This is a genomic window from Mesorhizobium sp. BAC0120 (assembly GCF_033542235.1).
Taxonomy (GTDB): Bacteria; Pseudomonadota; Alphaproteobacteria; order Rhizobiales; family Rhizobiaceae; genus JAWRCU01.
In genome coordinates, this window is the sequence record NZ_JAWRCU010000016.1 from 90,040 (window position 1) to 102,497 (window position 12,458).

The window sequence follows — 12,458 nt, forward strand, 5'->3', positions numbered from 1 at the left end:
GACGGACCGACGGCCCGCATAGCGGCCGGTATCAACGACCAGGGAGGAAATTGGTCATGTCTCGCTTGCAATCCACATTCCTGGCAGCCTCGCTGCTTGCCGTTTCCGCTGCCGCAGGCATCGGGCAGGCAGCGGCGGACGGCCCGGTCATCGCCTTCCTCATGCCGTGCTCGACCTGCGCGGACCGCTTCGAAGGACAGGACAAGCCTCTTTTCATCGCGGCCGTGAAGGCGCTCGACCCGAGCGCCACGGTGATTGCGAACAATGCGCAGGGGTCGGCCGAGACGCAGGTCAGCCAGGCCGAGGCGGCGCTCACCAACGGCGCCAAGGTGATCGTCGTTTCGCCGCTCACCGAGGCTGCGGGCGCGGCGATCGTCGACAAGGCGCAGTCGCAAGGGGTTCCGGTCCTTTCCTACGACGGCCTTCTGACCGGAGCTCCGGCCGACTTTTTCGTGTCGTTCCAGAACAAGAAGGTCGGCGAGCTGCAAGGGAAGTTCCTGGCCGACAAGTTGCCGCAAGGCAGCACGATTGCCCTCATCAACGGCTCGCAGGACATCGCTCCCGGACGCGAGTTCAAGGCAGGCGCGCACGAGGCCGTCGATCCGGTGGTTCAAAGCGGCAAGCTGGTGCTCGGCTATGAAGCGGATATCCCGCAGTTCGACCCCGCCAAGGCACAGGCCGCGATGGAGCAGGGGCTGACCAGCCTCGACGACAAGGTCGATGCCGTGCTCGTCGCCAATGACGGCATGGCCGGCGCGGTGATTGCAGCGCTCACCGCACGAAACCTCAACGGCAAGGTGCTGGTCACAGGGCAGGACGCGACCGATGCCGGGCTCCAGCGCATTCTGGCCGGCGATCAGACGATGAGCGTCTACAAGGCCATCAAGGCCGAGGCTGAAGCCGCCGCCAAGGCAGCCTTGCTGCTCGCCGCCGGCAAGAAGGATGAGGTGGCGGCGCTGGCGACCACCGAGGTCGACAACGGCGCCGGAAAGGTCCCCTCCATCCTGCTCGATCCCGTGGTCGTCACCCGCGAAAACATCAAGGAAACGGTGATCGCAGACGGGTTCACCACTCGCGAGCGCATCTGCGTCGAAGCAGCGGCCGCCGCTGCCGAGTGCAAGTAGGCTGGTCGTGGCACTCTCCCAAGCACCGGCGCAGGGCGGCCACCGGCTCGCCCTGCGCAACATCCACAAGCGTTTCGGTTCGGTCGTCGCGCTTTCCGGGGTGAATTTCGAGGTCGATGTCGGGGAAGTCGTGGCGCTGGTCGGCGACAACGGCGCCGGCAAGTCGACGCTCACGAAGATCATGTCGGGCGCCTATCGCGCCGACGAAGGTGAGATACTCTTCGAAGGCCAGCCCGTTCACATCGCCTCGCCGGAGGACGCGGGCAGGCTGGGCATCTCGGCGGTCTACCAGGACCTCGCGCTTTGCGAGAACCTCGACGTCGTCGCCAACCTCTTTCTCGGCCGCGAGACAGGGCCGCGAAGCCTGCCGCCGCCGCTCAGACCGCTCGATGAATACGCGATGGAGGCGCGCGCAATCGAGGTCCTGTCGGGGCTCGCGGTCAAGCTGCCGTCGCTGAGACGGCCGGTCTCTTTCCTGTCCGGCGGGCAGCGCCAGGCGGTGGCCGTCAGCCGCGCCGTGCTGTGGGGCTCGAAGGTCGTGCTGCTGGACGAACCGACCGCGGCGCTCGGGGTCGAGCAGACCGCGATGGTGCTCCGGCTCGTCCGGCAATTGCGCGATCGCGGCCTCGCGGTCGTGCTGATCTCACACAATCTGTCGGATGTCTTTCGCGTGGCCGACCGTATCATCGTGCTGAGGCTCGGCCGTCGCGTGGCGAGCTTCCGGGTCGACGAGACGAACCGGAACGACGTGGTCGCGGCAATCACCGGCGGCAACGAACTCGCGGAGGCCGGGCCATGACGGAAATTGCGCATGGTGCGCTGGGGCGCCCGGCCTTGCTGGCGCGCCTGCGGGAGAGATTGCGTCACGGCGAGCTGGGGCCGATCCCCGTGCTTGCTGGGCTCGTCGTCATCGCCATCGTCTTCCAAAGCCTCAATCCCAATTTCCTGACGCCGCGCAACATGTCCAACCTGATTCTGCAGATCGGGGTGGTCGGTACGCTTGGCTCGGGCGTCGTGCTCGCGCTGCTTCTCGGAGAGATCGACCTGTCGCTCGGGGCCGTCGCGGGCGTCGCCGCGGCCGTGCTCGGCGTGATGCTCAGCGAATATGGCTGGCCGGGCTGGCTGGCCTTGCTGGCGGCGATCGTCACCGGCGCGCTGCTGGGGCTCCTCCAGGGCTTCGTCATCGTGGTGTTCAGGGTGCCGTCCTTCATCGCGACGCTAGCGGGCCTGCTCGCCTGGCAGGGCGTGCAGCTCATCCTGCTCGGGCCGACCGGCGAGCGGCTGGTGCGCGATCCGCTGATCCGCAGCATCGCCTCGGGCTATCTCAGTCCTGCGATGGGCTATGCGATCGGTGCGCTCGTTGTGCTTGCCGCCGCGGCCGTGGTCCTGCGCCGCCGCACGCTGCGGCAGAAAGCCGGACTCGACAACGAGCCGGCAGGGAGGGCTGCCTTCCGGCTTGCAGCGCTCGCACTCGTAGTTGCGCTCTTCATTACCGCGCTCAACGCCTATTTCGGCGTGCCCTTCATCCTGCTCCTTCTTGGTGCGGTGGTGCTGACGCTCACCTGGTTCACCGAGCGGACCATGACCGGCCGGCATATCTACGCGATCGGCGGCCATGCCGAAGCGGCCCGCCGGGCCGGCATCCCGGTCGCCGCGGTCAGGATAGGCGTCTTCTCGCTGATCGCCGCGCTTGCCGGCCTCGGCGGCGTCATCAGCGCCTCGCGCCAGTTCGCCGTGTCGATCGGCACGGGCGGCGGCACGCTGTTGCTCGACGCCATCGCCGCGGCCGTGATCGGCGGCACCAGCCTGTTCGGGGGGCGCGGGCGCATCTATCACGCCATACTCGGCGCGCTCGTCATTGGCAGCGTAGCCAATGGCCTCGACCTGCTCGGCTCTCCTTCGAGCACCAAGAACATTGCCACCGGCGCGATCCTCGTGATCGCCGTTGCCATCGACGCCATGGCGCGCGCCAACAGACAGAACCGCTGAAATCGGAGAGATACATGAACGCCTTTCCTCAGAATTTCCTCTGGGGCGCTTCCACCGCTGCCTACCAGGTGGAGGGCGCCGCGGCCGAGGACGGCCGCGGCCCGTCGATCTGGGACAGCTTCGTCCGCCAGCCGGGCAAGATCGTCCGCGGCGACACTGGTGACGTGGCGGGCGACCAGTATCACCGGCTCGAGAGCGACCTCGACCTCGCCGCCGAGCTCGGCCTCAAGCTGCATCGCTTCTCCGTCTCCTGGTCGCGCGTCGTGCCTGACGGGAAAGGAACGGTGAACGAAAGGGGTCTCGATTACTACGAGCGCATGGTTGACGGGCTTCTCGTCCGCGGCATCGAGCCGATGCTCACCCTCTATCACTGGGACCTGCCGCAGGCTCTGCAGGATGAGGGAGGCTGGGGGTCGCGGGCGACCACAGACTATTTTGCCGACTACGTGACCGCGGTGGCGGAGAGGATGAGGGACCGCGTTGCCTTCTGGAACACGATCAACGAGCCGTGGTGCGTTGCCTTCGTCGGTCACCGCGACGGCATTCATGCGCCGGGGGTCAGCGACGAGGCCCTGGCGCCGCGGGTGATCCACCATCAGCTGCTGGCGCATGCGCGAGCCAACGAGCGCCTGCGCGCCGAGAGCGTCGCCGGGAGGATCGGGCTCGCCCTCAATCTTGTGTCGGAGATCCCGGCGACGAACAGCCCGGCCGACATTGCGGCCACACGCCGGCAGGACGGCCTCGAAAACCGCCTGCTGCTCGATCCGCTGTTCCGCGGTTCCTACCCGGACGACGTCCTCCGGTTCTATGAACCCGTCACCGATTTCGGCTTCGTGCGGGACGGCGACCTTGCCGCGATCAGCCGCCCGATCGATTTTCTCGGCGTCAATTTCTACGAACAGCACCTGACCCGCGCCGACCCGACCGATCCGGAACGCAAAGCGCTCTTCACCTATCCGGGTGAGCGACGCACTGCGATGAATGTCGGCTTCAACCCCGAGGGCCTGCTCGACGTGCTCACCCGCGTCCGCCGCGAATACACGGACCTGCCGCTCCTGATCACCGAGAACGGCGTCGCCTGCTTCGACTATGTCGATCCGAGTGGCCGCATCCGCGACCAGGAACGCATCGAATTCCTGGGTGGTCATATTGCCGCTATCCGCGAAGCCATTGCGCGCGGCGTCGATGTGCGCGGCTACATCGCCTGGTCGATGATCGACACCTTCGAATGGCAGGCCGGCTATTCGCGCCGCTATGGCCTGATCCACATCGACTACGCGACGCAGCGACGCACCTTCAAGGACAGCGCACGCTGGTACCAGCGCGTGATCGCGACCAATGGGGAAAGCATAGGCGCAGGGCTTGAAGAACAGGGCGTCACGATGCCGACGGCATAGTAGGCGAGCCGGAACAGGTTGGCGGGACAGAGGGGGGTCTGAAGGGCGCTACCCCCATTTATCCAGCCACACCAGCATTGATCACCTCAGGCTGAACTGCACCGGCACCGTGATATTCCTAGCCACCTCCGGCGGCGGGGGCGGGACCGGCGAGGCGCGGCGCACCATGTCGAGCGCTGCCTGATCGAGCTCGGAGTTGCCGGAGGAGCGTGCGATGCGGGCCGAGAGCACGGCGCCGTACTCGTCGATGGCAAAAGCCACGCGCACCATTCCCTCCTCTTTGCGCGACCGTGCACCGCGCGGATAGCGCTTGTGGCGATTGAGCCAGGCGAGAACCTTCGACTGCCATTTGGCCGGGCTGATCGTCGGCGCCTTCGAGGCGCGGCTTTCCGTGGACGCATTGGATTTCGGCGTGGGCTTGGGTTCGGCCTTGGCCACCTCCTTCCTGCTCGGCTCCTTCTCGGCTTTCTTGCTGGCCGGCTTCTCCGCCCTCCTAGCCGGCTCCGCCTGCTTCGGATTTTCCTCGACGATGGGGCGTGGCTGCGGAAGCGGCACGGCGACGTCCGGCGTCACCGCCTCTGCGACTTCCGGTGCCAGCTCCGGCTCCACCGTCTCAGGCTCCTCCACCTCCGGTGTTTCCGGCGCTACGGTCTCCGGTTCCGCCGTTTGCGTGGCCGGCTCGGTGGTTTCGGGTTTCAGTGTCTCGGGCGCGATCGCCTCCGGCCTGACGGCCTCCTCGGCAGGCGCTGCTTCTGCGGGTTCCGCCGTTTCGGGGATGATTTCGGGAGTTTCCTCGACCGGTACTGTCTCTGAGGTGCGCTCCTCCGTCAGCGTCTCCGACTGGACCGATTCCGGCTGCGATACCGGCAGGGGCGTCAGCTCGACCACCATCGCAGGCTGGGCCGCCTCGGGCGACGGCTCGGCAGGCACGAACGTATGCACGGCATAGGCGATCATGGCATAGGTGGTCATCACGACCAGCCCTGCGCCCACCCAAAGCCCCGCCTCTCGCGCGGACGGCAGAGACTGGGGCCGGCTTCCTATGTCGACATAGGCCGTCACTGACCTGCCGCCGGCGGCGCCGTGCCGGGCGCCGTCTCCAGCCCCACCAGCGCGACCTTGAGATAGCCGCTGGCGCTGAGCAGGTTCATCACCTCCATGAGGTCGCCATAATCGACCGACTTGTCGGCGCGCAGAAAAATGCGCGTCTCCTTGTCTCCATCCGTGCGGGCGTCGAGCACGGTTCCGAACGTTTCACGCGGCACGCTTTCATTGCCGAGCGCGAGGCTGAGATCCTGCTTCAGCGTCAGGAAGAGCGGCGTCTCCGGGCGCGGCGCGGCCGCTGCGGTCGACCCCGGCAGGTCGACATTGACGTCGACGGTCGCCAGCGGCGCGGCCACCATGAAGATGATGAGCAGCACGAGCATGACGTCGATGAACGGCGTCACATTGATCTCATGCGCCTCCTCGAGCTCGTCGCCGAACCTTTCGTTCAATCTTGCTGCCATGGCTAGCTTCCCTCACTCCGCCGCCAGCGCTGCAGGGTGCTGCAGCATGCGGAAGTCGAGGTCGCGGCTCACCAGCCGTTCCACGCTCGCCGACACGTCGGCGAGCATCTGCCGATAGCCGGTGATGGAGCGGGCAAAGACGTTGTAGATGACGACTGCCGGAATGGCGGCAACGAGGCCGAGCGCCGTGGCGAGCAAGGCCTCGGCAATGCCCGGCGCGACCACCGCGAGGTTGGTGGTCTGCGCTTCCGAAATGCCGATGAAGGCGTTCATGATGCCCCAGACCGTACCGAACAGGCCAACGAACGGCGCGGTCGAGCCGATCGTGGCGATCACGCCGGTGCCGCGTGACATGCGCCGCCCTGCCTGCGCCTCGATCCGCGTCAGGCGCGAGGCGACGCGTTCCTTGAGTCCGTCGCCCTTGGCATGGGCCAGCGCGCCTTGCGAGAGCTCCACCTCCTGGCTTGCCGCCCGTACCAGTAAGGCACCGGTACCGTTGCTGCCGTCGAGCGCGCGGCTTGCATCCGCGAGGCTCAGCGCCTCGCTGATCGATCGAAATGCGCGCCTCGCGGCGATCCTTGCGGCAAGAAGCTCCAGTGATTTGGCCAGCCACACGGTCCAGGTGACGAATGAGGCGAAAGCGAGCCCGATCATCACCGCCTTCACCACGACATCGGCATTCATGAACATGCCCCAGGGCGAGAGGTTGTGGGGCAGAGCGAGCTTTATCGCAGGCGGAGCGGGGTGCGCCGCCTGCGTTGCCTCGGCGGCCGGCGAAGTCTCCACGGCATCTTGTGCTGCGGCTTCGGGCTGAACGGCTTGCCCCGGTGCAGGCTGGGCAGCCTGCTCTTGAGCAAAGCTCTGGGGAGGCATCGACAGACCTGAGAGAAGCACGGCGGCCAGGCTCGCCGCTTTCATAAGGCTCATACAACTCGTCACTCTGCCCACGAATTCGTCCTCGGCTCGTCCGGAGATAATTCTGGACAAATACACTCAACTATTACGATGGATCAATCACCGCGTGCGAGGAATTTGTGAGGTGAGGCCTGGGCAGCGCGCGCCGCCTCCGCAGCCTGGAGTGTCCGGCATCAAGCGATCTTCCAGCGCGAAGACCGCGGAAAACTACGTGCCCTACGTTGCCCCCCTCTGTCCTGCCGGACATCTCCCCCACAAGGGGGGAGATCAGCCATCGTCAAGGGTTTCGCCAATCTCCAACGCTGGCTGGCGAAACCGATGCGGCCGTCCGATCTCCCCCCTTGTGGGGGAGATGTCCGGCAGGACAGAGGGGGGCACTGTCCCGCCGGCCTATCCAACCTACCTCCGCCTCGCCTCGCGATGGACCATAAGGGGCATTGGACGGAATGCGACGTTGCCGGAACGGACGCCTCGCTCGGACTCACGCGGGCCAAGGGATGTGTCGAGCAGATCCAGTTCATCGAATTGACGGGGGGGCATCACAGCCGCCACGCGCTTCACCGCGCGACGAACGTACTGCTCAGCACGCATTTGTGAACGGGACAGTATTTCTTGTCGGCGGTTGGAACGCCTGTCCTGGCGGCCACTTCGTCGGTTTGGCATTCTTTCTGGCCGTCCACAAAGCGGTCGTAAATCGGCAGGCTGAAGCTGCGGGTCGAGGGGTAGCGCAGAATGGCGGCGCCGTCCTTTGAAAGGACCGCCTGCACCTGCTCGCAGGTCATGCCGGCTATGTCGTAGCGATCGGCAGCCCAGGCATTGGCCGCAATGAGCAGCAAGGGGATTGCGATCGCGATCCTCTTCATCGGGCTCCTTTCCGGAGGCGCTTGGGGCCCCAAACCCGACAATCATCTGCGGCTGGCGCGCCCCGAAATTCAAGAGGCTCGTCGTTCAATGTGGCTCAAATTGCTGAAAGGTGAGCAGCGACAGACGAGGCGAGAGCGGGTCAGCGCCGCCTGTCGAACTCCAAGAAGTCCCTCTCGATACACTTCGCGACCGGACAAGAATTGGTATCTGCGGTCGGCACGGTCGCCCAGGTAGCGAACTGGGAGGGGTCGCAGTAGCCGCTGTCCCGAACATAGCGATCGTAGAGCGGCAGGCCCGGGACACGCGCCGACTTATAGCGCAGGATGGCGGCGCCCTGCGATTGGATCAGACCCTGGACCTTGGCGCAGCTCATGTTGGTGATCTCGTAGCGCGAAATGGCCGAAGCATCCGCCGCGGCGAACAACAGCGGAACGACGATTGCAATTCTTTTCATGAATTCCCTTTCGAGGATGCGATTCTTGCGATCCGTGCAGCAAACGCAGGACGCCGAGCGATGTTTCCGGAGGCAGGCGAGGTTGGAGAAGCAATTCACAGACTACGGTCAAACGATCGGTGGCCGCTGATAAGACCAGGGAACCGCATGACATGGAATACTCGGGGCGCAGCCTTGCACGAACAGTTCGAGCGCAACCTCGTTCCATCAGGAATTTCGCCATTGTTTGCGGACATGAGGAAGGTCGTGGCTTCCCTAACGGAAGATTGCGATGCCGGAGTCGCACGTAGCGGCAACCTGGCTGTTACAGAAAGTCCTGCGCGTCGCATTGTGCGGTTACAGAGCGGTTCGAGTATCTGGCCAGCAGAGGCCTGGGAGCCGAGTGAAAGGGAGGAGCCCTATGCGGAGAGATGTTCCGCGTGTCCGCTTCATTCTACCGGGCGAACGCATGTTGGTCGCCCTTCTCGTCGTCATCGCCTCTCTCCTCCTTCTGCAGGATTCGGCATTTGCGTCGCTTAACATCACCGGCCGCAGGACCGCCCTGGTCATCGGCAACAGCGAGTACCAGGCGCTCCCCAAGCTTCCCAACGCTGTCAACGACGCCAATCGTGTGAAGGAAGTCCTCCAACGCGCAAACTTCGACGTCGTGGTTGGCGAGAATCTCGATGGCAAGGGACTGGAAAAGACCATTCGCGATTTCCTGCGCAGCCTGAACGACGGCGACATCGCATTGTTCTACTATAGCGGGCATGCCGCGCAGGTGGCGGGCGAGAACTACATCTTTCCAGTCGATGCCAGCCTGGCGTCCTCCTATGATCTGGAAGTCCAGGCGTATAATGTCGGCAACCTGCTGGACTACATGCGGCAGTCCTCGTCCCTGCAGATTGCGATCCTTGACGCCTGCCGCGACAACCCCTTCAGAAACGGTGTCTACTACGTAGGAAAGAAGAAGGTCGACGTGGCCGGAAATCAGGGCCTCGCCGCGCCGATGCCGGGTCTTGGCTCGCTGATCGTTTATTCCACGGCGCCCGATCAGGTGGCTTATGACGGCGGCGGGTCGGTCAGCCCTTTCACCGGTGCCTTCGCGAAAAACGCACTGACGCCCGGCACCGAAGTGCGGGAGCTGATCACCAGGATCCGGAACGAAGTGATCAGCGAGACCGGCGGCAGGCAGGTTCCCTGGGACGTGTCGAGCCTCACGACCTCGTTCTACTTCGTGAAGAACCAGAACCTGCTGGTCGTGCAGAATACGACCGACGTCAGAATACCGTCCACGGTGATGGCCAAGGCGGCGCTGAAGATTCCGATGCCGCTTGGCAGCGGAAACGCGCCCTTGTCGGTCCAGTTTGCGCAGCTCCCCGATCGCGGCACGCTTTGGATCGGCAATGAAAAGATTGATCAGTCTTCCGCAATTTCCGCCGAGCAGCTTTCCCAGGTTGCATTCGAGCCGGATCCTGCCGACCGATCGCCGCAGCACGTCAAATATGTCGTGAGCACCGATGACGGGCGCACGGCCAGCGGCGAGGTGAACATTGCCTTTGAGGCAGCGCCGGAGAGCGACAAAGCCGCGCCCGCGGTGGCCCAATCCAATTCGGACAAAAAGCCAGTGCAGATGGCGATGGCTGTCGATGTGGGAACCGGCTTTGCCAACCTGCCCGGCGCTCAGCTTTCCGACGCGCAAGCCGATACCGGCTGGCTGCGATTGGCAGATCATGACCCCGGCGTGCTTGTGGCGCTAAACGACAAGGTGGTTTCGAGCGGCGACCTGTTCCGGACGGCAGATGTGAGACATCTCGTGATACGTCCCTCGCTCGCGGCGGCCGGCGAGAAGCTGGCGGTCAACCTTGTCCCGGCGACTGCGGACGGCAACACGAAGCCTGTGGCGATCACCGTTGCCGCTGCGGTGAACAAATGTGACGAGCTCGCAGCCGAGCCCTTCGACATTCAGGGTGTCACCGAAGGGGTGCTGCCAAACGAGATCGACGTTCAGGCCGCCGGCGAAGCCTGCAAGCAAGCGGTCGCGCAATATCCCGACGTCGCGCGCTTCAAATATCAATACGGCCGGGGGCTCTATGCCAAGGGCGATTTCGACGGCGCGGTCGAGCAGTTCAAGTCGGCCTATGATCAGGGACACGTGCGCGCCGGATACATGCTCGGGCGTTTCTACCAGCTCGGCGTCGGCGTGGAGCGCGATCCGGCCAAGGCCGTTACCTATTTCGAGGCGGGCACCAAGAAAGGCGACCCTTACGCCCAGTATTCTCTCGCCAAGACGCTTATCCAGGGCAACGGCATCGCTGTCGACGTCGATCGCGGCATGAAGCTGCTGATGAGCGCGGCCGAGTCCGGCCACACCTACGCGCTGAACCAGCTGGGTTTTGAATATCGGAACGGCAAGAATATCGGGCAGGATCTGCCGCGCGCGGTATCGTTCTTCCAGAAGTCTACGAATCGCGGCGATGTGTGGGGGATGGTCAATCTGGGCATCCTTTATCGCGACGGCCAAGGGGTAGACAAAAACACCGGAAAGGCGCTGGACCTTTTCAAGCAGGCCGAAAAGGGCGGCCAGCCGGAAGCTGGAACGCTGATCGGCCAACTGCTGCTGGACACCGGCAACGCCAGTCCGGATGAGGTCTTGGGCTGGTACCGCAAGAGCGCTGAGCTCGGCCAGGCTTGGTGTGCCGTCACCGCCGCCGATTTCATTGCCGCGCATCCTGACCTGGCGAAGGATTCGGGAGAAGGCATCCGGTACTACGCCCTGGCCGCCTCGCAGAATACCGGAGACGTTTCGAAAACTGCGAGAGCTGCTTTGGCTCATCTTTCCGACAAGGCCATCGCCTCGGAAGTGCAGGCGACGCTGGCGAGGATGGGACACGATACCGGCAGGATCAACGGCAAGCTCGGGTCCTCTACGCGCAAAGCCGCAGTGGCAGTGCTCGGCGCAGGCGCGCCGAAGGATTCGCGCGAACTCCTGGTCCAGCTGGTCCGCAAGGAATGGATTACCTCGAGACCGAGACTTGACATGCTTTGATTGGGGAAATGCGATGCCTAGGATTGTATTGGCCCTATTGACTTGCACCGCAATGGCCACGGTGTCCGCATGCGTGTCGCAGCTGCCGATGCAGCTGCCGATGCAGAGAGTCGACCAGCCGGTCCAGGCTAAGCCGACCAAGGCGAAACAAGCGAAGCTGAAACGTCGCGTTTCGCAGCAACCAGCAGACGCAGCAGATCCGATGCCGTTCCCAACGCCCATGGAACATAGCCGAGGCGGCGGAGGTAATGGCGGCGGTGGTGGAGGTAATGGCGGCGGTGGCGGCGGCAACGGTGGAGGTGGCGCTGGTGGCGGCGGCGGTGGTGGCAACGGTGGCGGTGGCGGAGGCTGGGGATGATCCCCTTGGGAATTGCTGAAGCCGAGCCGCGGCAGTTCTGCTACGTCTAGTAGTGCCAGTTGCGCAGTTTCGCTGGCATTGGCACAGATTTAAACCTGGCGACGCCGCGGCAGACCTGAATGCTGTCCATTTCCGAGACGACATTGCGGACATTGGAGGCCTCGGCGCGGCCGCTCTTCGCGCGCCGGGTCCAGGCCGCGCTTGCTGAGAAATATCTGCATTTCCTGCCGCGCTTTCCGGAACCGGTGCAGGCGGCGATCGTCGGCAATATGCTCGGGCGCGCCTCGCGCTGGGGCATATACGGCCAGCGCGCCCTGCTCGCCTTCTGCGAGCTGATGATTTCGGTCGCCGCGAATTTCGACGAGCAGCCTGACATTCGTGCCGTGCTGCAAGGGCAGGACGGGGCGCGCGACCAGGTGCTGACTGCGCTGCCCGGCCTCGTCTCGGAGGCGGCCTGGGCCGAGGCGGAGCGCAATGCGACCACCCTGTCTTTCTACGTCAGGCCTTCGATGATCGAAGCGGGTGAAGCGGAACGGACGGCTGCGGCCATTCTGCTCGTGCTCCACGACCGGCCGGAGGCGGCTTCCGCATCCGCGACGGTAGAGGCCGCCCAGGCGCTTGCCGGTCGGCTCGGCCTTGCGGATATCCCGGATGCGCTGCTGGTCCTCGCGGCCTGCCGCTCGCTCTACGGCCAGGCGTTCGACGAGAGCCGGCTGCCGTGGGCCGACGGCGTGTTCGGCGCCGGCCTGCCGCCGCGGGCGGTCGTGAACGCGCTGCGCCTCAGGCTGGCGCTCGACTTCGCCCGGTTCGTTTGAGGCGGA

At 64.8% G+C, this 12,458-nt stretch carries 12 protein-coding genes; 7 read left to right on the forward strand and 5 right to left on the reverse strand.

Features of this window, described 5'->3' with window-relative positions:
* The first annotated feature begins 56 nt into the window (after positions 1 to 56).
* Genes SAZ10_RS27055 through SAZ10_RS27070 form a run of 4 tightly spaced genes read left to right on the forward strand, consistent with a single transcriptional unit; the run spans position 57 to position 4,510 of the window.
* Entirely contained in the window at positions 57 to 1,124 is a 1,068-nt protein-coding gene (locus tag SAZ10_RS27055) for a sugar ABC transporter substrate-binding protein (RefSeq protein ID WP_318612539.1), read from the forward strand.
* Between the two features lie 7 nt (positions 1,125 to 1,131).
* Entirely contained in the window at positions 1,132 to 1,923 is a 792-nt protein-coding gene (locus SAZ10_RS27060; protein WP_318612540.1) for an ATP-binding cassette domain-containing protein, read from the forward strand.
* Entirely contained in the window at positions 1,920 to 3,113 is a 1,194-nt protein-coding gene (locus tag SAZ10_RS27065) for an ABC transporter permease subunit (protein ID WP_318612541.1), read from the forward strand. Before SAZ10_RS27060 ends, SAZ10_RS27065 begins: the two co-directional genes overlap by 4 nt.
* Positions 3,114 to 3,127: 14 nt before the next feature.
* Positions 3,128 to 4,510: a GH1 family beta-glucosidase gene (locus tag SAZ10_RS27070; RefSeq protein WP_318612542.1), complete on the forward strand. Its 1,383-nt coding sequence runs from the start codon at positions 3,128 to 3,130 to the stop codon at positions 4,508 to 4,510.
* 81 nt (positions 4,511 to 4,591) lie between these two features.
* Here the strand turns inward: SAZ10_RS27070 and SAZ10_RS27075 are convergent, their stop codons facing one another.
* The 5 genes from SAZ10_RS27075 to SAZ10_RS27095 form a co-directional block, all read right to left on the reverse strand.
* Entirely contained in the window at positions 4,592 to 5,572 is a 981-nt protein-coding gene (locus SAZ10_RS27075; RefSeq protein ID WP_318612543.1) for a TonB family protein, read from the reverse strand.
* Positions 5,569 to 6,018 (reverse strand): TonB system transport protein ExbD, encoded by a 450-nt coding sequence (gene exbD, locus SAZ10_RS27080; protein ID WP_318612544.1) that lies wholly within the window; start codon positions 6,016 to 6,018, stop codon positions 5,569 to 5,571. The genes SAZ10_RS27075 and exbD overlap by 4 nt, the downstream gene beginning before the upstream one ends.
* Positions 6,019 to 6,030: 12 nt before the next feature.
* Positions 6,031 to 6,945, reverse strand: coding sequence for a tonB-system energizer ExbB (gene exbB / locus SAZ10_RS27085; protein WP_412535306.1), 915 nt, complete (start codon positions 6,943 to 6,945; stop codon positions 6,031 to 6,033).
* Positions 6,946 to 7,490: 545 nt separating this feature from the next.
* Entirely contained in the window at positions 7,491 to 7,796 is a 306-nt protein-coding gene (locus tag SAZ10_RS27090) for a hypothetical protein (RefSeq protein ID WP_318612545.1), read from the reverse strand.
* Between the two features lie 140 nt (positions 7,797 to 7,936).
* Entirely contained in the window at positions 7,937 to 8,251 is a 315-nt protein-coding gene (locus SAZ10_RS27095) for a hypothetical protein (RefSeq protein ID WP_318612546.1), read from the reverse strand.
* A 400-nt stretch (positions 8,252 to 8,651) separates the two neighbouring features.
* Here SAZ10_RS27095 and SAZ10_RS27100 point away from each other — a divergent pair, with 400 nt between their 5' ends.
* The 3 genes from SAZ10_RS27100 (at position 8,652) to SAZ10_RS27110 (ending at position 12,452) form a co-directional block, all read left to right on the forward strand.
* The gene (locus SAZ10_RS27100) at positions 8,652 to 11,279 is read left to right on the forward strand and encodes a caspase family protein (RefSeq protein WP_318612547.1); all 2,628 of its coding nucleotides are present in this window, start codon (positions 8,652 to 8,654) and stop codon (positions 11,277 to 11,279) included.
* Between the two features lie 248 nt (positions 11,280 to 11,527).
* Positions 11,528 to 11,656, forward strand: coding sequence for a hypothetical protein (locus SAZ10_RS27105; RefSeq protein WP_318612548.1), 129 nt, complete (start codon positions 11,528 to 11,530; stop codon positions 11,654 to 11,656).
* 100 nt (positions 11,657 to 11,756) lie between these two features.
* A complete protein-coding gene (locus SAZ10_RS27110) occupies positions 11,757 to 12,452 on the forward strand; it encodes a hypothetical protein (RefSeq protein ID WP_318612549.1) in 696 nt (231 codons plus the stop codon).
* The last annotated feature ends 6 nt before the right edge of the window (positions 12,453 to 12,458 follow it).